Raw genomic sequence first — 20929 nt, 5'->3', positions numbered from 1 at the left:
AGAGCGACGTGAGGCGCCGTGACGTCCTGAGGAGGAGCCCTTGTGGAAGCAGTGATCGCAGTCTTCGCCCTGCTCTTCGTGCTCTTTCTCGGGCTCGGGGTGTACGCCACGGTGAGGGTGGTCGGCGCCGCCAAGCGCGGCGTGGACCGCGGCATCACCCAGGCCCGCCGCACGGTCGAGGACCACACACTGCGGGCCAAGTCCTTCGCCCAGCCCGGCACCGCGGGCGAACTCGCCCAGCTTCGGCTGAAGCTGCGCACCTCGATGCGCGCCACTCAGGACGCGCTGCACGCGGCCGTCGCCGAGGACGATTCCCTGAAGGAGTCCCTCGGCCTCTTCGAGCGGCTCAGCGCGCACGGACACGAGCTGGACGGCGAGCTGAAGCGCCTGGAGTCCGAGCCGGACCGCACCGCGCTCGCCGAGCGGCTGCCCGAGCTGCGCGAGCGCACCGAACGCATCACGCACTCGGCGGACTCGCTGCGCTGGGCGGCCCGCGACCGCGTCCGCCGCTTCGCCGACGACGACCTGGACTCGCTGAGCGCGCAGATCGACCTGGAGTCCGGCGCGCTGCGGCACTGGACGACGACCCCGGAGTCCGGGACCGCCTCCCCTGCGACGCCCCCGCCGCCGTGGCCGGACGCCCCCGCCGCCGACGCCGCCACGGCCGGGCAGACCTGGCCCGAGACCCCGCAGCCGAGCCCGGAGCAGGAGCCGGCGCGGCCCGCCATCACCCCGCCGGGACCGCGCCAGACCTACCCCTGGCAGAAGAAACCCCGCCCCGAGAGCACCACTTGATCCGGCCACTCGCGTCACAGGGCGCGGGGGCCGGGCTGCCGCACGGGCACTACGGCAGGTAACCTCCAGCTCATGTCCCGCCATGTCGCGATCGTCACCGATTCAACGGCCTACCTTCCGGCCCGGACGATGGAGCGCCACGGCATCACAGCGGTACCTCTGACCGTCGTCCTCGGTGACCGGGCGCTGGAGGAGGGCACCGAGATCTCGACCCGTGCCCTCGCCCAGGCTTTGCAGAAGCGGCGCCCGGTGACGACCTCGCGGCCCGCCCCCGCCGTCTTCGAGGAGGCGTACCGCAAGGTCGCCGAGTCCGGCGCCACCGGCATCGTCTCCCTCCACCTGTCCGCCGAGCTCTCCGGTACGTACGACGCGGCCGTCGTCGCCGCGCGGCAGGCGCCGGTGCCGGTGCGGGTGGTGGACACCGGCATGATCGCGATGGCGCTCGGCTTCTGCGCGCTCTCGGCCGCGCAGACCGCGGAGTCGGGCGGCACGGTGGACGAGGCCGTCACGGCCGCGGAGAAGCGGGCCGCGGGCACGTCCGCCTACTTCTATGTCGACACCCTCGACTACCTGCGCCGCGGCGGACGTATCGGTGCCGCGCAGGCCCTGCTGGGCTCGGCCCTCGCGGTGAAGCCGCTGCTGCAGCTGGCCGACGGCCGTATCGAACCGCTGGAGAAGGTGCGGACCGCGTCCAAGGCGATCGCCCGCCTGGAGGAGATCGCGGCCGAGCGTGCGGGCAGCGCCCGGGTCGACGTCGCCGTCCACCATCTCGCCGCCCCCGACCGGGCGTCGGCCCTCGCCGACCGGTTGCGGGCACGGGTACCGGGGCTTGCCGATCTGCATGTCAGCGAGGTCGGGGCGGTGATCGGGGCGCACACGGGGCCCGGGTTGCTGGGGGTCGTGGTTTCGCCGCAGTGAACGGTTGCGGTCGGCTCTGATCACCCGGGTGGGTGACCGAGTTATCCACAAGTCGGCGGTCCTCCCCGGGAATTGACCAAGATCATCGCGAGTGGGCCGACGTGGCCGATCCTCGTCGCATGGCACTTCGATCACGTTCACGCACAGCGACTGCGACCAGCGGGCCGGGCCGTGGACCGGCGTCCGACGGCCGCGTCCGTCACCGTCGTCACCGGCCTGTCGCACGCGGCCGGGCACGGCATCGTCACGCCTCGGCGGAGGAACTCCGCCGGCGCGCGGAGGTGCTGTTCGGAGAGCATGCCGAACGGGCCGGGGAGCGGCGGGAGTCGGGCCACGGCCCGCCCGAGCCTGAGCCCGAGCCCGAGGAGACGGCCGGTGGAGGACGCGCTCGGCGAGGGCCCGATCGGCCGGAGGCTGTCGCGCGACCCGGTGCGGATCCTGATGCGGAGTCCGTCCGGGTCCCCGTCGGTGCCGACCGCGGCCTTGGGGAGGGGGCCTGGCGGGAGCGGGCCGGGCTCGCGCTGCGGGAGCGCATGCCCCTGTGGTTGCAGGCGAGGTGTGGCCTGGAGCGGCGGAGCGTGCTCGCGCTGACGGTGGTGCTCGTCGTCGCCGCGGCGTTCGCCCTGCAGCACTTCTGGGCGGGCCGGACCCAGTCCGTACGGCCGCCTGAGGTGGTGCGAGCGGCGGCACCCTACGGGGAGCCGGGACAGAGCGGAGAGGCCGAACCGGCACGAGGACCGGGTGCGCCCGCAGGGGCGGCGAAGGCGACAGGTGCGGCCGGGGCGCCCGAGATCGTCGTGGACGTCGGCGGCAAGGTCCGTGAGCCCGGGATCCACCGGCTGCCCGCCGGCTCGCGTGTCGCGGACGCGCTGCGCGCGGCGGGCGGGGTGAAGCCCGGCACGAAGACCGACGGTCTCAACCGCGCCCGGTTCCTCGTGGACGGCGAGCAGGTGATCGTCGGGGGACCGGCTCCCGCCGTGGGAACCGGGGCGGGCGGCACGGCTGCCGGAGGCACGGCCGGCGCGGCGGCGGGCGGCGTGATGCCGGGGGCTCCCGTCTCCCTCAGCACGGCCACCGCGGACCAGCTCGACACTCTGCCGGGTGTCGGCCCGGTGCTGGCGCAGCACATCATCGACTACCGCACGCGGCACGGCGGGTTCCGTTCCGTGGACGAGCTGCGCGAGGTGAACGGCATCGGCGACCGCCGCTTCGCCGACCTGCGGAATCTCGTACGGCCATGAGGAGTGCCCGTGACGTGCCGACGGGACGGGACGAGGCGGCACCAGAGGCCTTCACCGCCGGGTCGGCCGCTCCCGCCCGGTCGTCCGTGCACGCCTCCTCCGGGAAGCGGCTGGGCAGCTCCCGTCCGCGGCAGGAAGGACCCACGGACCTACGACTCGTCCCACCCGCCCTCGCGGCCTGGGGGACGGCGGCGCTGGTGCTGGACGCATCGCCGGGGTGGGTCCTGGGCATCGTGGCCGGCTGTCTGGCCGCCGTCGGCCTGCTGCAGCCGGCCCGGCGAGCAGGGTGGGCCTCCTGGTCGCGAGCGTCGGTCGCGGCTGTGCTGCTGTGCGTGGCCGCGGCTGCCGCCTCGGCCGGGCTGCACGGGGCGGATCTGCACCGGGGGCCCGTGCCCCGCCTGGCGCGGGAGTACGCGACGGTGACCGCCGAGGTCGAGCTCACCTCCGATCCCCGGCTGACCCGGCCGAAGGCCCGGGGTGATCACGTCGCTCCCACCGCCGTGCTGATCGACGCCGATGTGCGGCGCGTCCAGGAGGCGGGTGGTGCGACGGTGGTGACGCGGACGCCGGTGCTGATGATCGTCGACGTGGGGTCGGCCGGCCGGGCCGCCGATGGTGGGCGGTCGTCATCCGGGGGCGGGGTGACGGGGGCCGTCGGGGGTGGGCGGTCGGCACCCGCGGTCGGGTCTGTCGAGGGTGGGCGGGCGGCCGCCGGTGGGCCGGTGCGGTCGCCGTGGCTGGGGCTGCTGCCGTCGACGAGGCTGCGGGTCGGCGCGCGGCTGGCGCCCGCGATGACGGGTGGTGACCGGGTCGCGGCCGTGCTGCGGGTGCGGGGCCAGGCCGAACCGGAGGTGGTGGGGGAACCCTCGGCTGCTCAGCGGCTCGCCGGGCGGTTGCGGGCCGGGTTGCGGGAGGCGACCGACGGGCTGCCGGCGGATGCCCGGGCGCTGTTGCCGGGGCTGGTGGTGGGGGACACCTCGCGGATCACCCCGGAGCTGGAGGAGGCCTTCAAGGAGACCGACCTCACGCACACGCTGGCCGTGTCCGGGGCCAACTTCACGATTCTGCTCGCCCTGCTGCTCGGGCCGCCGGGCCTGGCGCAGCACGTCGAGCGGCGGGGGCTCGCGCCTCGCCTCGGTGTCTCCCTGCGGGCGACCGCGGTGCTCGGGGGTGTGCTCTCACTCGGGTTCGTCGTCGTGTGCAGACCGGATCCGAGCGTGCTGCGGGCCGCGGCCTGCGGAGCCGTCGCGCTGCTCGCCCTCGCGACCGGCCGGCGCAGATCACTCATTCCGGCGCTGGCGACGGCGGTCCTGCTGTTGGTGCTGTACGACCCGTGGCTGGCGCGGAGTTACGGGTTCCTGCTCTCCGTCGTGGCCACCGGCGCCCTGCTCACGCTCGCGCCGCGCTGGAGCGCCGGGCTGCGTCGGCGCGGGGTGCCGCCGCGGCTCGCCGAGGCGCTGGCCGCAGCTGCCGCCGCGCAGGCCCTGTGCGCACCCGTCGTCGCAGTGCTGTCGGCGCGGGTGAGCCTGGTGGCGGTGCCGTGCAATCTGATCGCGGAGTTCGCGATCGCGCCGGCCACCGTGCTGGGCTTCGCGGCACTGGCCACGGCACCGATGGCGATGCCGGTGGCCAAGGCGCTGGCGTGGTGCGCGCATTGGCCCGCCGAGTGGATCGCTGAGGTGGCCCGTACCGGGGCGGCGCTGCCGGGAGCGGGAGTGGACTGGCCGGGCAGTTGGGCGGGTGCGGCGCTGCTCGCGGCCGTGACGCTGGTCGTGCTGCTCGTGGGGCGGCGGCTGCTCGGGCATCCCTGGTGGTGCGGGGTCTGCGGCCTGGTGCTGATGCTGGTGGTGGTGCAGCCGCCGCCGCTGACCCGGGTGGTGACGGGCTGGCCGCCGCCCGGCTGGCGGCTGGTGATGTGCGACGTGGGCCAGGGCGACGCCATGGTGCTCGCGGCGGGCGAGGGCACCGGTGTCGTGGTGGACGCCGGACCCGATCCGCAGCTCGTCGACCACTGCCTGCGCTCACTCGGCATCACCAGGATCCCGCTGGTCGTGCTCACGCACTTCCACGCCGATCACGTGGCCGGCCTGCCCGGTGTGCTGCGCGGGCGGGCGGTGGGCGCGATCGAGACGACCGGCTACGAAGAGCCCGCGGACCAGGCCGCGTTCGTACGGAGACTGGCGGCGGCCCGGAGGGTACCGGTGACGCGGGCCGCGGCCGGGCAGCGGCGCCGCACGGGGGAGTTGTCCTGGCAGGTGGTGTGGCCGCCCCCGAGCCGGCCCCCGACCCCTGCACCGGGCTCGCATCCGCAGCTGCTCCCGGCCCACCCGGCGCCGGAGGGGCCGAACGACGCCAGTGTCGCCATGCTGGTCCGGTCGGCAGGACTGCGCCTGCTGCTCCTCGGGGACCTCGAACCCCCGGCCCAGCGGGCCCTGGCGCGATCACCGGCGGCCGACGTGCTGGAGAGCGTTGACGTGCTGAAAGTCGCCCACCACGGCTCGGCCTACCAGGACCCCGGCCTGATACGCCGGGCGGCTCCGCGGCTGGCCCTGATCAGTTGCGGTGCGGACAACACCTACGGGCATCCGGCGCCCGGCACGGTCGCGGCGCTGCGGGCCGGGGGTGCGGCGGTGCTGCGGACGGACCAGGACGGCTCACTGGCGGTCGTAGGAGGGACAGGAGGGGGCGGAGAGCTGAGGGTGGCGCGAGACTGAGGGCATGAACGCAGCACAGGTTGATGCCTATCTCCGCCGCCTGGGAGCCGAGCACCCGGCGTGGCCCACCGTCGACGTGCTCCGCGAACTGCACCTGCGCCACCTGCGGACCGTGCCGTTCGAGAACCTGTCGATCCATCTCGGCGAGGAGATCGTGCTGGAGGAGAAGCGGCTGCTGGACAAGGTGGTGGACGCCCGGCGGGGCGGGTTCTGTTACGAACTCAACGGTGCCTTCGGGGCGTTGCTCACCGCGCTGGGTTACGACGTGGCGCTGCTCGCGGCGCGGGTCTACGGGGACGAGGAGCGGCTCGGAATCCCGTACGACCATCTCGCGCTGCGGGTGCGGACGGTGGACGGGGGTGACTGGCTGGCCGACGTCGGGTTCGGGGCGCACAGCCATCTGCCGCTGGCGTTCGGGGAGAGAGGAGAACAGGAGGATCCCGGGGGCACCTTCCGGATCGTGGAGGCGCGGCCGGACGCGGCCGGGGTGCGCGGTGGGCACGACACGGTGGAGGCGGCGGACCTGGACGTGATCCGCGACGGCAGACCGCAGTACCGCCTGGAGGTACGGCCCCGGGTGCTCGGGGACTTCGTGGCCGGGGCGTGGTGGCACAGCACGTCGCCGGTGTCGCACTTCACGCGGTCGCTGGTGTGTTCGCGGGTCACGGAGGACGGAGGGCGGATCACGCTCAGCGGCCGCAGGGTCACGGTGACCGGGGCCGGCGGCAGCCGGGAGGAGCGGGAGCTGGAGACGGACGAGGAGGTGCTCGGGGTGTACCGGGAGCGGTTCGGCATCGAACTCGGCTCGGTGCCGACGGTTCGGGACACCGGCCAGGAGGGCTGATCCGACCAGAGGGAGAAAAGGGGCAGGGGATGGTGGGAGCAGAGGGTCCAGAAGCGGCACTCGGCCCACATGGTGCTACTCGTGCGTAGTCCCAGCACAAGCGCTGGATTCCCGTGATGTGGTCCTGTGTTGCCTCGAAAGCCTCATCGGTGGTCGAATTCCTCCTCGGTGAACAGTGATCAAACAGCTGACTTCGAGTCGCGAGGTGTCCAGATGATCGGCCGCTGGCTGGGAAGCCGTACCCATCGGGTGCAACGGACGAGCCCCCTGGCGGCGGTGCTGATGCCGCCGAGCGCAGGGGTGCTGGCCTGCCGGGCGCTCGACCCGGTCAACGAACCGGTCAGACACGCGGAGTTCGCGGTCACCGACACCATGGGGCGTCCGGTGGTCAGCGGGGGAGCCGATCCGTTCGGGTCGTTCATGACGACGGTGCCCGCGGGGGAGTACCGGCTCGCCGTGTCGGCGGAGGGGTACACGCCGTACCGGGCGACCACGCAGGTCGCCGAGAACTCGCTCGCGTCGCTCGGTGACGTGACACTCCAGGTGGCCCGGCCGCCGGAGCTGCCGAGGCCCGGAGACTGGGAGATCGAGTCGGCGCACTCCTCGATCGGCTTCACCGCGCGGCACATCGGACTGGCCCGGATCCACGGACAGTTCAAGTCGTTCGCGGGAGTCATACGGATCACCGATCCGCTGGAGCAGTCGGCGATGCACGTGGTGATCGACGCGGCGTCCATCGACACCAACATGAGGATGCGCGACGACCATCTGCGGTCGGCGGACTTCCTGGACGTCGCCAAGTTCCCGACCCTCGAGTTCTACAGCGACCGGTTCGTGCACAAGGGCGGGAACCGGTGGGCCGTGACGGGGGCGCTGTCGCTGCACGGCGTGACGCGCACGGTCACGCTGGACACGGAGTACCTGGGGCTGGGCAACGGCATGGAGGGCGAGGTGCGGGCGGCCTGCCGGGCCACGACCGAGCTGCACCGGGACGACTTCACGGTGAGCTGGCAGACGATGCTGGCCCGTGGCATCGCGGTGGTGGGGCCGAGCATCAGGGTCGACCTCGATGTGCAGGTCGTGCGCAAGGCCTGAGCGGCTGGGCCGCGAGGCGGTGTCGGACAATGTCCGGCGTGAGTGATGTGCGACATGTGCTGGTGCTGCCCGACCGTGATGCCGCCGAAGAGGTGGTGGAGGCGCTGCGGGAGCGGTTCGGGGTCGTCGAGGAGCCGCAGCCGGTGCGGGACGCGCTGGCCGGGGAGGACGACGCCGAGGACGCGCAGTGGCTGGTCGTCCTGCGGGACGAGGAAGGGCGGCTGGACCCCGGGGAGCTGGACCGGTTCGCCGGTGAGTGGGAGGGCTGGCGGGAAGAACCGTAGGCCTCGTTGTCAGTGCCGCGTGGGATGCTTGTCGCGATGGCCAGGAAGACTGCGAATGACGACCCTCTCGCCCCGGTGACGCTCGCCGTGGGCCAGGAGGAGCTGCTGCTCGACCGTGCCGTGCAGGAGGTGGTGGCCGCCGCGAAGGCCTCGGACGCCGACACGGACGTACGGGACCTGTCCCCGGACCAGCTGCAGCCCGGCACGCTCGCCGAGCTGACGAGTCCGTCCCTCTTCGCGGAGCGCAAGGTCGTCGTCGTACGCAACGCGCAGGACCTGTCGGCCGACACGATCAAGGACGTGAAGGCGTATCTCGGGGCGCCCGCCGAGGAGATCACCCTCGTCCTGCTGCACGCCGGCGGGGCCAAGGGGAAGGGACTGCTCGACGCGGCGCGCAAGGCCGGGGCGCGCGAGGTGGCCTGCCCGAAGATGACGAAGCCGGCGGACCGGCTGGCGTTCGTGCGGCAGGAGTTCCGGGCGGTGGGCAGGTCCGCCACGGCGGAGGCGTGCCAGGCGCTCGTCGACGCGATCGGGAGCGATCTGCGGGAGCTGGCGTCGGCGGTTTCGCAGCTGGTCGCGGATGTCGAGGGGACCATCGACGAGGCGATCGTCGGGCGGTACTACACGGGCCGGGCCGAGGCGTCGAGCTTCACGGTCGCCGACCGGGCCGTCGAGGGGCGGGCGGCGGAAGCGCTGGAGGCGTTGCGCTGGTCGCTGGCGACCGGGGTGGCGCCGGTGTTGATTACGAGTGCCCTGGCGCAGGGCGTCCGGGCGATCGGGAAGCTGTCGTCGGCGCGTGGCGGCCGGCCGGCCGATCTCGCGCGGGAGCTGGGCATGCCGCCGTGGAAGATCGACCGGGTGCGGCAGCAGATGCGGGGCTGGACTCCGGACGGGGTGGCCGTGGCGCTGCGGGCCGTGGCCGAGGCGGACGCGGGGGTGAAGGGCGGCGGGGACGATCCCGGGTACGCCCTGGAGAAGGCGGTCGTCACCATCGCGCGGGCGGCGCGGTCCAGGGGCCGGGGGTGACCCGAGCAGTGCCCCTGGCCCTCATGGCCTGGGGCACCCGGTAACCCGTGTGCCGCCAGAGCCGTCCGGAGGGAGAATCGGGAGTGCAGCCGTACTCGCCAAGTGACGGAGAGGTGGCGAAGGACATGGCTGAACACCCGCACGCAGCGCTGGTCCGCAAGGGGTTCGAGGCCTTCTCGCGCGGTGACATGGACACCTTGCGCGGGCTGATCGCCGGGGACGCCACGCACCACGTGCCCGGGGATCACCCGTTGTCGGGCGACTTCAAAGGCGTGGACGCGATCATCGAGATGTACGAGCGGCTCGGCACGGAGACCAACGGCACGGCGCGTGCCGAGCTGATCGGCACCTGTGTCGACGGCCGCGGCCACGCGGTCGGCATGACCCGCTTCACGGCCGAGCGCAACGGCAAGCACCTCGACGACACCGGATGCATCATCTTCCGGATCGTCGGGGACAAGTTCACCGACCTCGACGAGTGTGTCGCGGACATCGACAAGAACAACGAATTCTGGTCCTGAACAGACCGAAGGCCAGGTGCGTCCCATGGGGAATGGGAGGCACCCGGCCCTCGGTTCCAAGCCGGTGAGCTCGTCCCCGCGTGGCGAACGCAGGCCGCGGACGAGCTCGGGGGTGCCGGACGGGAGCGGATGAGAGAGGGCCCGCTCGATTCCCTCCGGCGTCACATCAGACGTCAGCCCTTGAGCGCGGCGACCTTCTGAGCCAGCGCCGACTTCTTGTTGGCAGCCTGGTTCTTGTGGATGACGCCCTTCGAGACGGCCTTGTCGAGCTGACGCGCGGCAGCGCGCTGGTACTCGGTGGCCTTCTCGGCGTCACCCGCGGCAGCAGCCTCACGGGCCTTGCGGATCGCGGTCTTGAGGGAGGACTTGACGGCCTTGTTGCGCAGCCGCGCCTTCTCGTTGGTCTTGATCCGCTTGATCTGGGACTTGATGTTCGCCACGAATGAGCCTTCTCAGGTTCTGGCACGGGGCCGCACGGGTGCCGCACGGTCCTGTACCGGGTGATTTCTTGAGGAGTGCCTCCTGCGAGAGGGCATGAGGCACAGCCCCCCACGGTACCAGCGTGCTCATTCACGGCCCAAACCCGTCCGGGGTCCCCACCCGTGGGACCATGGAGGCTACGTATCGATCCGACCCGAGACCGCAGACACTGCGGACGCCTCAAGAATCAGGACCCTGCGTGCCCGCGATCCCCAGCCACGTGCCCGAGCCGAGCCGTACCGACCCGGCTCTGATCCGCAACTTCTGCATCATCGCGCACATCGACCACGGCAAGTCCACGCTCGCCGACCGGATGCTTCAGCTGACCGGAGTGGTCGAGCTGCGGCAGATGCGTGCTCAGTACCTCGACCGCATGGACATCGAGCGTGAGCGCGGCATCACGATCAAGTCCCAGGCGGTGCGCCTCCCGTGGGCCCCGACCCACGACAAGAGCAACACGCACATCCTGAACATGATCGACACCCCGGGGCACGTCGACTTCACCTACGAGGTCTCGCGATCGCTCGCCGCCTGTGAGGGCACCATCCTCCTGGTCGACGCCGCCCAGGGCATCGAGGCGCAGACCCTCGCCAACCTCTACCTGGCGATGGAGAACGACCTCACGATCATCCCCGTGCTGAACAAGATCGACCTGCCGGCCGCGCAGCCCGAGAAGTTCGCCGACGAGCTCGCCCACCTCATCGGGTGCGAGCCCGACGACGTGCTCAAGGTCTCCGCCAAGACCGGGCTCGGTGTCGAGGCGCTGCTGGACAAGGTGGTCGAGCAGGTCCCGGCCCCGGTCGGCGTGAAGGACGCCCCCGCGCGTGCCATGATCTTCGACTCCGTCTACGACTCCTACCGGGGCGTGGTGACGTACGTCCGTGTCATCGACGGGCAGCTCAACAAGCGTGAGCGCATCAGGATGATGTCCACGGGCGCCACGCACGAGCTGCTGGAGATCGGCACCAACTCGCCGGAGATGCTGTCGTCCGACGGTCTCGGCGTCGGCGAGGTGGGCTACCTCATCACCGGCGTGAAGGACGTCCGCCAGTCCAAGGTCGGTGACACGGTCACCAGCCAGCACAAGGGGGCCCAGGAGGCGCTCGGCGGGTACAAGGACCCCAAGCCGATGGTGTTCTCCGGCCTCTACCCCCTGGACGGCTCGGACTACCCGGAGCTGCGCGAGGCCCTCGACAAGCTCCAGCTCAACGACGCCGCGCTGGTCTACGAGCCGGAGACCTCCGCCGCCCTCGGCTTCGGCTTCCGCGTCGGTTTCCTCGGCCTGCTGCACCTGGACGTGATCCGGGAGCGGCTGGAGCGTGAGTTCGGGCTGGACCTGATCGCGACCGCCCCGAACGTGGTGTACCGCGTCGTCATGGAGGACGGCAGCGAGCACACCGTCACCAACCCGAGCGAGTTCCCCGAGGGCAAGATCTCGGAGGTCTACGAGCCGGTCGTGCGGGCCACCATCCTGGCGCCCAGCGAGTTCATCGGCTCGATCATGGAGCTGTGCCAGACCCGGCGCGGTGTTCTGCTCGGCATGGACTACCTCTCCGAGGAGCGGGTCGAGATCCGCTACACCCTGCCGCTCGCCGAGATCGTCTTCGACTTCTTCGACCAGCTGAAGTCCAAGACCCGCGGCTACGCCTCGCTCGACTACGAGCCCACCGGCGAGCAGACCTCCAGCCTGGTCAAGGTCGACATCCTGCTGCACGGCGACAAGGTCGACGCCTTCTCGGCGATCACCCACAAGGACCAGGCGTACGCCTACGGCGTGCGGCTCGTCGCCAAGCTCAAGGAGCTCATTCCGCGGCAGGCCTTCGAGGTGCCGGTCCAGGCCGCCATCGGCTCCCGGGTCATCGCCCGCGAGACCATCCGCGCCATCCGCAAGGACGTCCTCGCCAAGTGCTACGGCGGTGACATCTCCCGTAAGCGGAAGCTGCTGGAGAAGCAGAAGGAGGGCAAGAAGCGGATGAAGATGGTGGGTTCCGTGGAGGTTCCGCAGGAGGCGTTCATCGCCGTCCTGTCGAGCGATGACAGCGCGGGGTCGGGCAAGGCCAAGAAGTAATCACGGGTTACCGCGGGTTACACCGCAAACCGGGTAGAACAGGGGCACGTCGTGCGAAAGTACGGCGGGCCCCTGTGCGTATGCGGGGTAGCTCTCTGTAGGAAGTGACAGGCCGCGGACCCTTACGCAGCGGCCGGTCGACCTTTACTCTGATCCCTGCTCGATAGTTACTCGTGAGTTAAACAACAGCTCGCGAACAGCAGCTCGTGAGCGAAAACCAGCCGCACCTGAGCCAGCCGCGCTGTTGCGGGCCCCGGAGGATGTCGTGAGCGACACACAGACACTGATCGAGAACCGTCCGCCGTCCGTGGCGTGCCTCTTCCTGGAGCGCGTGGCGGCCACGCCGGACGCCGAGGCCTACCGCTATCCGGTGCCCGCGTCCTCCGGGCAAGGGCCGGACGAGTGGAAGTCGCTGAGCTGGGCGCAGGCCGCAGAGCGGGTCTACGCCATCGCGGCCGGGCTCATCGAGCTGGGCGTGCAGCCCGAGCAGCGCGTCGCCCTCGCGTCCAGCACCCGCATCGAGTGGATCCTCGCCGACCTCGGCATCATGTGCGCCGGCGCCGCCACGACCACGGTCTACCCACAGACCAACGCGGAGGAGTCGGCGTACATCCTGTCGGACTCCGAGAGCCGGGTGCTCATCGCGGAGAACGTCGAGCAGCTGGCCAAGGCCAAGGAGAAGCGCGCCGAGCTGACCGACCTGACCCACGTCGTGGTCATCGACCCGGCCGGGGTCGAGACCGCTGACTGGATCCTCACCCTCGACGAGCTGGAGAAGCGCGGTGCGGCCCGGCTGGAGAAGGACCCCGAGCTGATCAAGGAGCGGGTCGGCGCCCTCACCAAGGACCAGCTGGCCACCCTCATCTACACCTCCGGCACCACCGGCCGCCCCAAGGGCGTGCGCCTCCCGCACGACAACTGGTCCTACATGGCGAAGGCGACCGCCGCGACCGGGCTGATCAGCAGCGAGGACGTGCAGTACCTGTGGCTGCCCCTCGCGCACGTCTTCGGCAAGGTGCTCACCTCCGGCCAGATCGAGGTCGGGCACGTCACCGCCGTGGACGGCCGCGTCGACAAGATCATCGAAAACCTGCCGGTGGTGCAGCCGACGTACATGGCGGCCGTGCCGCGCATCTTCGAGAAGGTCTACAACGGTGTCGCCGCGAAGGCCCGCGCGGGCGGCGGCGCCAAGTACAAGATCTTCCAGTGGGCCGCGGAGGTCGCCCGCGAGTACGCCAAGGTCGCCCAGGACAACTTCCGGCGTACCGGAACCGCGTCCGTGCCGTTCGGGCTGGGCGTGAAGCACAAGGTCGCGGACGCGCTGGTGTACGCCAAGATCCAGGAGGCCTTCGGTGGGAACCTGCGAGCGTGCGTCTCGGGCTCGGCGGCGCTGGCACCCGAGATCGGGTACTTCTTCTCCGGCGCCGGCATCCACATCCTGGAGGGCTACGGCCTGACCGAGTCCTCGGCGGCGTCGTTCGTGAACCCGGGCGAGGCCTACCGCACCGGTACGGTCGGCAAGCCGCTGCCCGGCACGGAGGTGCGGATCGCCGACGACGGGGAGATCCTGCTGCGCGGCCCCGGCATCATGGAGGGCTACCACAAGCTGCCCGAGAAGACCGCCGAGGTGCTGGAGCCGGACGGCTGGTTCCACACCGGGGACATCGGGGAGCTGTCGCCCGACGGGTATCTGCGGATCACCGACCGCAAGAAGGACCTGATCAAGACGTCGGGCGGCAAGTACATCGCGCCGGCCGAGGTCGAGGGGCAGTTCAAGGCGGTGTGCCCGTACGTGTCCAACATCCTCGTGCACGGAGCCGACCGGAACTTCTGCACGGCGCTCATCGCGCTCGACGAGGTCGCGATCACGGAGTGGGCGAAGGAGAACGGGCTGGAGGGCAAGTCGTACGCGGAGATCGTCTCCTCGCCGGTCACGGTGGAGATGGTCGACGGGTATGTGAAGCAGCTCAACGAGGGGCTTCAGCGGTGGCAGACCATCAAGAAGTTCCGGTTGCTGCCGCGGGATCTCGATATCGAGCATGGTGAGATCACGCCGAGTCTGAAGCTGAAGCGGCCAGTTGTGGAGCGGGAGTACAAGCATCTGATCGAGGAGATGTACGCGGGGTCTCGCGAGGCGTAAGGGGCGGCGGGGACTGCGTGGTGGCTGCGGCTTCGGTTGTGGCTCGTCGCGCAGTTCCCCGCGCCACTCACGTCTCCGGGGCCACCCGATGCGGACGTCGAGCAGAACCAGGGCGACGGGCTGCCGCAGCAGGACCTTCATCGCCTGCCCGTGGTGCTCATGACGTCCGTGCCTCCTCCTCTCTGTCCTCGGGGTCCTCGGGGTCCTCTCGCTTCAGCAGTTCGCAGACGACCGTCAGCAGCCGGTCGATGTCCACCGGCTTGGGCACGTAGTCGTTGGCGCCGCGGGCGATGGACTTCTCGCGGTCGCCGACCATCGCCTTCGCGGTCAGGGCGACGATGGGCAGGTCCGCCCAGCGCGGGGTGTGGCGGATGGCGGAGATCGTCTCGTAGCCGTCCATCTCCGGCATCATGATGTCCATCAGCACCAGTTCGACGTCCGCGCTGCGCTCCAGTGTCTCGATGCCCTCGCGGCCGTTCTCCGCGTACAGCACGGTCATGCCGACACGGCCCAGGACATGCGTGAGGGCGAAGACGTTGCGGATGTCGTCGTCGACGATCAGTACCCGCCGCCCGGCCAGGATCCGGCCCGGCCTGCCGGACGTCCACGTCTCCAGCCTGGTCGGCGAGGGCCAGGCGTCGTCCGTGTCGGACGAGGCCGGGAACGGCCCTGCGGTGGCCGGCTTGAGGGGCAGGGGCGGTTCGGGGCGGTCCTCGGGGGCCGGTCCCGGCGCCGTGTGACCGGGGCTCACGACAGGCACGTACAGGGTGAACGTGGAGCCCTTGCCGGGTTCGCTCTGGGCGACGATCCGGCCGCCGAGCAGGCCCGCGATCTCCCGGCTGATGGACAGGCCGAGGCCGGTGCCGCCGTACTTGCGGTTGGTGGTGCCGTCGGCCTGCTGGAACGCCTCGAAGATCACCGGGAGTTTCTCCGGCGCGATCCCGATGCCGGTGTCGGACACGGCGAAGGCGATGACGTCGTCGGTGTCCCGGACTCCCCCACTCTCGGCTTCTCCCCCACTCTCGACTTCTCCCCCACTCTCGACTTCGCTCGAGCGGGGGGACCCCCATGAGCGGGGGGACCCGCATGAGCGGGGGGACCCGCATCGGTGCTCGGTGTCCTGCACCCGGTCGACCCGCAGCTCGACCTTGCCCGTCGCGGTGAACTTGACCGCGTTGGAGAGGAGGTTGCGCAGGATCTGCTGGAGCCGCTGTTCGTCCGAGTACATCTCGCGCGGTACGTCCTCGCCGACCGCCAGCTCGAAGGCGAGCCCCCGGTCGATGGTGAGGGGGCGGAACGTGGCGTGGACGTAGTCGAGCAGCTTGATCAACGGCAGTCGTTTCGGGCGTACGTCCATCCGGCCCGCCTCGATCTTCGACAGGTCCAGGATGTCGTTGATCAGCTGGAGGAGGTCGGAGCCCGAGCGGTGGATCGTCGTCGCGAACTGCACCTCCTGGTCCGAGAGATGACCGTCCGGGTTGTCGGAGAGCAGCCGGGCCAGGATCAGCAGGGAGTTCAGCGGTGTGCGCAGCTCGTGCGACATGTTCGCCAGGAACTCCGACTTGTACTGCGAGGACGTGGCCAGCAGGGCGGCCTTCTCCTCCAGTTCGGCGTTGGAGCGTTGCAACTCCGCCTGCTGTTTCTGCAATTCGTCCGAGCGTTCCTGCAGCTGCGTGGCGAGGCGCTGGGACTCGCCGAGCAGGGACTCCGTGCGGGAGTTGGCGATGATCGTGTTGATGGCGACGCCGATGGTGTTGACGAACTGGTCGAAGAAGGCCAGGTGCACGTCGGAGAAGCGGGAGAAGGAGGCCAGTTCGATGACGCCGAGGAGCTTGTCCTCGAAGAGGATCGGGATGATGACGATCGTCGTGGGAGCCGCCTCGCCGAGGCCGCTGTTGATCTTGATGTAGTCGGGCGGGGCGCCCTCGACCAGGATCCGCTTCTTCTCCCGGGCCGCCTGCGCGACCAGGCCGTGCACCGGGAGGGCGCCGGTCTCGACGGTCGTGTCCTGGGCGGCGCCGTAGCCGGCGATGAAGGCGAGCCCCTTGGTGGGAACCGTTGCTCCGGCCTCTTCCGGGTCGGCCAGGTAGAACGCGCCGTACTGGGCGTTCACCAGCGGGGTCAGCTCGCGGAGGATCAGGTCGGCGACCTCCATCAGGTCGCGGTGGCCCTGCATCAGGGCGGCGAGCCGGGCCAGGTTGGACTCCAGCCAGTCCTTCGCGCGGGTCGTCTCGCGCAGGTTGGCCACCATCAGGTTGATGTTGTCCTTCAGCTCGGCGACCTCGCCGCGGGTCTCGACCGTGATCGAGCGGGACATGTCGCCCTGGGCCACGGCGGAGGCGACCTCGGCGATCGCGCGGACCTGAGTGGTGAGGTTCGAGGCCAGTTCGTTGACGTTCGTCGTCAGGCGCTTCCAGGTGCCGTAGACGCCCTCGACCCGGGCCTGGCCGCCGAGTTGGCCCTCGCTGCCGACCTCGCGGGCCACGCGCGTGACCTCCGAGGAGAAGGAGGACAGCGTGTCGACCATCGTGTTGATCGTGGTCTTGAGTTCCAGGATCTCGCCGCGCGCGTCCACGTCGATCTTCCGGGACAGGTCGCCCTGCGCCACGGCCGTCGCCACCTGGGCGATGTTGCGCACCTGGGAGGTGAGGTTGTCGGCCATGGAGTTGACGTTGTCCGTCAGGTCCCGCCAGACGCCGGAGACGCCCAGCACCTGCGCCCGGCCGCCGAGCCGGCCGTCGGTGCCGACCTCGCGGGCGACGCGCGTGACCTCGTCGGCGAAGGCGCGCAACTGCTCCACCATCGTGTTGACGGTGTCCTTCAGTTCGAGGATCTCGCCACGGGCGTCGACCGTGATCTTCTTCGACAGGTCGCCGTTGGCGACGGCGGTGGTGACCTGGGCGATGTTGCGCACCTGGGAGGTCAGGTTGAGCGCCATGAAGTTGACGTTGTCGGTGAGGTCCTTCCAGACGCCGGAGACGCCCCGGACCTGGGCCTGACCGCCGAGGTTGCCCTCGGTGCCGACCTCGCGGGCGACGCGGGTGACCTCGTCGGCGAAGGCGGAGAGCTGGTCGACCATCGTGTTGATCGTGGACTTCAGTTCCAGGATCTCGCCCTTGGCCTCCACCGTGATCTTCTTGCCGAGGTCGCCCTGGGCGACGGCGGTGGAGACGAGGGCGATGTTGCGCACCTGGGAGGTGAGGTTGTCGGCCATGAAGTTGACGTTGTCGGTGAGGTCCTTCCAGACGCCGGAGACGCCCCGGACCTGGGCCCGGCCGCCGAGGTTGCCCTCGGTGCCGACCTCGCGGGCGACGCGGGTGACCTCGTCGGCGAAGGCGGAGAGCTGGTCGACCATCGTGTTGATGGTCGACTTGAGTTCCAGGATCTCGCCCTGCGCGTCGACCGTGATCTTCTGGGACAGGTCGCCGTTGGCCACGGCGGTGGTGACCTGGGCGATGTTGCGGACCTGCGAGGTCAGGTTCGACGCCATGAAGTTGACGTTGTCGGTGAGGTCCTTCCACACCCCGGAGACGCCCCGGACCTGGGCCCGGCCGCCCAGCTGGCCCTCGGTGCCGACCTCGCGGGCGACGCGGGTGACCTCGTCGGCGAAGGCGGAGAGCTGGTCCACCATCGTGTTCACGGTCAGCTTCAGTTCCAGCAGCTCGCCGGTCGCCTCCACCGTCACCGTGCGGGTCAGGTCGCCGCGCGCCACCGCCGTCGTGACCGCCGCGATGTCCCGCACCTGAGCCGTCAGACGGGACGCCATCGTGTTGACGGCCTCGGTCACGTCCCGCCAACTGCCCGACAGCCCCTGCACCTTGGCCCGGCCGCCGAGCCGCCCCTCGGTGCCGACCTCGCGCGCGACCCGCGTCACCTCGCCGGTGAACAGGGAGAGCTGGTCCACCATCTTGTTCACGGCCCGGCCGAGGCGCCGCAGATCGCCGCGTAACTCGCGCGTGCCGTCGTGCAGATCGACCCGCTGGGTCAGATCGCCGCCGGCCACCGCGTCCAGCACGCGCGTGGCGTTCGCCGCCGGGGCGGCCAGAGCGTCGAGCAACTGGTTGACGTCGTTGACGCGGGACGTCCACAGGCCCTGCCCCGGGCTGGCCGAGAGCCGCTCGTCGAGCCGGCCGTGCCGCACCAGCTCCCCTTTCACGCGCTGCACCTCGGTAGTGAAGTGACCGCTGCGGTCCATGATCTGGTTGAAGACGGCGGTCAGTTCGGCCACCATCCCGTGGCCGGTTTCCGGCACCTTCGTGAAGTCACCGTCGCGTGCGGCTGTCATGGCCGCGAGCAGGGGACGGAGATCGGATGCACGAATCTGACCGTCCTCGTGTCCGTCTTTGACCACGGGAGTAGCACTGTTCTCACTCATGGCGGCCCACTTCGGTAACTCGGCGCTTATGGGCGTGGCCAGTCTGTCACCCTGTCGGCATCGACTGTGGCGTATTCGTACGAACTGCCCGGGGAGCTGTCCATGGGGGCCATTCCGACGCAACGGGAGACCGCTTCCCGTGCCTCAGAGGCGCCTGCCCACGCTTCGGAGACACCTGTGCCCGTGCACGAGGGGGCCGTCTCCGAGGAGTGCGCACTGACTTGCGGGGCGCCGGTGCTCGCTTCCGAGGCGCCTGTGGGCACTTCGGAGGCGCCTGTGACCGCGGTCGGTTCCGAGGCGCCAGGGGGTGCTTCAGAGGCGACCGGGGTCGCTTCAGAGGCGCCCGCGAAGGAGCGCGCGCGGGCGTACGCGACCCTGCCCGGCAGCTCCCTCGCGCCGGGCGCCGCCCGCGCCGTGGTGCGCACGGCGCTCGCCGAGTGGACCGGGCTCGGCCTGTCCGGGGCCGAGCACCTCACCGACCGTCTCGCCGACGACGCCCTGCTCGTCGTCAGCGAACTCGTCACCAACGCCGTCGTGCACGCCGGCACCGACGTCGAGCTGGAATGCCGGCTGGAACGCGACGACACGGACACCGCCGCGCTCCTCGTCGAGGTCTCCGACCACCACCCCTCACGCGCCCCGCGCGGCGGCGAGCCGGAAACGCCGCACGACACCCCGGAGTACGGGCGCGGCCTGCGGCTCGTCGGCGCGCTCTGCGAGGCCTGGGGCATCACGTACCGCACGGGCCGGAAGACCGTATGGGCGCGGTTGCCCGCCGGGGGTTGTGCGGCGGCCGAGCAGATCGAGGCGTACGCCGGGGAGCACGCGCTGGCGCGCGGATTGCGGGTGGCGGAGATCCTGGCGCCGGAGCCGCCCCATGGGCAGGACGACCGGGAGGGCGACCGGGGCCGACGGCGTTCCGGACGCGGCGGGAACGAGGCACCGGGTGGGCATCCCCTGCGGGACGCGCACGACGCACGGGACGCGCATGACCCTGGCGGCTCCCCCGGCCCGCGCGGCTCCCACGACCTGCGCGACTGGCACGATCTGCGGGACTGGCGGGACCGGTACGAGGACTGCGACGGCCGTGACGGACGCGGCGGCTCCTGGCTGGGCCGCGGTGCCCTCTCCTTCCTCGCCGAGGCCTCCGACCTCCTCGCCGGGCAGCTCGACGAGGACCTGGTCGCCGCCCTCGCCGGGCAGCTGATCGTGCCCCGGCTGGCCGACTGGTGCGCGGTATGGCTGGAGGACGAGGCCATCGGCGGCGGCTGGAGCGGCGGGGCCGGAGCGGGCGGGCCCCGGCTGGCCCGGGTCTGGCACGGCAGCGAGAACCGCATCGAGGAGCTGCGCCGGGTCCTGGAGAAGGACGCACCGCACCCGTCCGACCCGTCGGGTTCCGGGCCGGCCGACTACCCCTGGCCCGGCGAGGCGCTCGGTGACGAACCCGGCGAACCGGGCTCGGCCCTCGCGTACCGGCTCGTCGCCGGCGGGCGCCCGCTGGGCACCCTCGTCATCGGACGGTCCGGCACCGCCGGCTTCCCCGACGAGATCACCGGCCTCGTCGAGGACCTCAGCCGCCGGGTCGCGCTCGCCATCGGCGCCGCCCGCCAGTACGCCCGCCAGGCCACCATCAGCGCTGTGCTCCAGCGCGGACTGCTGCCCGGCGCCGTGGCCGAGATCCCCGGGATGCGCAGCGCCCTCGTCTACGAACCGTGTGACAAGGGCGGGCCCAGCGGCGACTTCTACGACCTGTTCCCGGCCGGTGACGGCCGCTGGTGCTTCGCCGTCGGCGACGTCCAGGGCAAGGGCCCCGAGGCCGCCGTCGTGATCGGCCTGGCCCGGCCCTGGCTGCGGCTGCTGGCCCGTGAGGGCTACCGGGTCGCCGACGTCCTCGACCGCCTCAACCAGCTCCTGCTCGACGACGCCACGGAGGCCGCGGACGCGGCGGCCCGCGCGCTGGTGGCCGCGGGCGCCCGCCCGACCCCGCCCGGCGACGGCCCCCAGACGCGCTTCCTGTCCCTGCTGTACGGCGAGCTGGTCCCCTTCGACGGTGGCGTCCGCTGCACTGTCGCCTCCGCCGGGCACCCGCTGCCCCTGATCCTCGGGACGGGCGGCGAGGTCCACACGGCCGCGCAGCCCCAGACCCTCCTGGGCGTCGTCGAGGACGCCACCTACACCAGTGAGACCTTCGAGCTGCGGTCCGGCAACACGATGCTGTGCGTCACCGACGGCGTCACCGAGCGCCGCTCCGGCTCCCGCCAGTTCGACGACGGGGACGGGCTCGCGGCGGCGCTGGCCGGGTGTGCGGGGCTGGACGCCGAGCTGATAGCCGAGCGGATCAGGCGGCTGGTGCACGAGTTCGGGGCGCGGCCGCCGGCGGACGATCTGGCGCTGCTCGTGCTCCAGGCGGAGTGACCGCCCGGGTGCT

At 71.3% G+C, this 20929-nt stretch carries 14 protein-coding genes; 12 read left to right on the top strand and 2 right to left on the bottom strand.

The annotated features are described in order from the left end of the window. The first annotated feature begins 42 nt into the window (after window positions 1-42). From HDA41_RS13085 to HDA41_RS13045, 9 genes are all read left to right on the top strand, one after another. The gene (locus HDA41_RS13085) at window positions 43-795 is read left to right on the top strand and encodes a hypothetical protein (RefSeq protein WP_184983652.1); all 753 of its coding nucleotides are present in this window, start codon (window positions 43-45) and stop codon (window positions 793-795) included. A gap of 72 nt (window positions 796-867) precedes the next feature. Beyond that, window positions 868-1713, top strand: coding sequence for a DegV family protein (locus HDA41_RS13080; RefSeq protein ID WP_184983649.1), 846 nt, complete (start codon window positions 868-870; stop codon window positions 1711-1713). A 119-nt stretch (window positions 1714-1832) separates the two neighbouring features. Further along, window positions 1833-2954, top strand: coding sequence for a ComEA family DNA-binding protein (locus HDA41_RS13075; RefSeq protein WP_184983647.1), 1122 nt, complete (start codon window positions 1833-1835; stop codon window positions 2952-2954). Beyond that, a complete protein-coding gene (locus HDA41_RS13070; RefSeq protein ID WP_376706784.1) occupies window positions 2951-5668 on the top strand; it encodes a ComEC/Rec2 family competence protein in 2718 nt (905 codons plus the stop codon). The genes HDA41_RS13075 and HDA41_RS13070 overlap by 4 nt, the downstream gene beginning before the upstream one ends. A gap of 4 nt (window positions 5669-5672) precedes the next feature. Further along, window positions 5673-6512 carry an arylamine N-acetyltransferase family protein gene (locus HDA41_RS13065; RefSeq protein WP_184983645.1) on the top strand — a complete coding sequence of 280 codons (840 nt, stop codon included), beginning with the start codon at window positions 5673-5675 and terminating at the stop codon, window positions 6510-6512. 213 nt (window positions 6513-6725) lie between these two features. Then, entirely contained in the window at window positions 6726-7607 is an 882-nt protein-coding gene (locus HDA41_RS13060) for a YceI family protein (protein ID WP_184983643.1), read from the top strand. A gap of 38 nt (window positions 7608-7645) precedes the next feature. Continuing rightward, window positions 7646-7891, top strand: a complete 246-nt coding sequence (locus HDA41_RS13055; RefSeq protein ID WP_184983641.1) for a hypothetical protein — start codon at window positions 7646-7648, stop codon at window positions 7889-7891. A gap of 36 nt (window positions 7892-7927) precedes the next feature. Continuing rightward, window positions 7928-8917 (top strand): DNA polymerase III subunit delta, encoded by a 990-nt coding sequence (gene holA, locus HDA41_RS13050; RefSeq protein WP_184983639.1) that lies wholly within the window; start codon window positions 7928-7930, stop codon window positions 8915-8917. A gap of 125 nt (window positions 8918-9042) precedes the next feature. Next, window positions 9043-9438, top strand: coding sequence for a nuclear transport factor 2 family protein (locus HDA41_RS13045; protein ID WP_184983637.1), 396 nt, complete (start codon window positions 9043-9045; stop codon window positions 9436-9438). Window positions 9439-9611: 173 nt separating this feature from the next. On the opposite strand, the gene rpsT is transcribed toward HDA41_RS13045, so the two are convergent. Beyond that, window positions 9612-9878, bottom strand: a complete 267-nt coding sequence (rpsT, locus tag HDA41_RS13040; RefSeq protein ID WP_086849999.1) for a 30S ribosomal protein S20 — start codon at window positions 9876-9878, stop codon at window positions 9612-9614. A gap of 239 nt (window positions 9879-10117) precedes the next feature. On the opposite strand from rpsT, the gene lepA reads away from it, so the two are divergent. After that, the gene (gene lepA / locus HDA41_RS13035; RefSeq protein WP_184983634.1) at window positions 10118-11986 is read left to right on the top strand and encodes a translation elongation factor 4; all 1869 of its coding nucleotides are present in this window, start codon (window positions 10118-10120) and stop codon (window positions 11984-11986) included. A gap of 265 nt (window positions 11987-12251) precedes the next feature. Further along, the gene (locus HDA41_RS13030; protein ID WP_184983632.1) at window positions 12252-14126 is read left to right on the top strand and encodes an AMP-dependent synthetase/ligase; all 1875 of its coding nucleotides are present in this window, start codon (window positions 12252-12254) and stop codon (window positions 14124-14126) included. 157 nt (window positions 14127-14283) lie between these two features. Here HDA41_RS13030 and HDA41_RS13025 read toward each other — a convergent pair whose 3' ends face one another. Then, window positions 14284-18501 (bottom strand): HAMP domain-containing protein, encoded by a 4218-nt coding sequence (locus HDA41_RS13025; RefSeq protein ID WP_184983630.1) that lies wholly within the window; start codon window positions 18499-18501, stop codon window positions 14284-14286. 276 nt (window positions 18502-18777) lie between these two features. On the opposite strand from HDA41_RS13025, the gene HDA41_RS13020 reads away from it, so the two are divergent. Next, window positions 18778-20916, top strand: coding sequence for a SpoIIE family protein phosphatase (locus HDA41_RS13020; RefSeq protein WP_376706783.1), 2139 nt, complete (start codon window positions 18778-18780; stop codon window positions 20914-20916). Window positions 20917-20929 lie beyond the last annotated feature (13 nt).

The organism is Streptomyces caelestis (assembly GCF_014205255.1).
GTDB classification, from domain to species: Bacteria; Actinomycetota; Actinomycetes; order Streptomycetales; family Streptomycetaceae; genus Streptomyces; species Streptomyces caelestis.
Note: the sequence above shows the minus strand (reverse complement) of the source record. Positions and strands in the feature narration are given on the sequence as shown.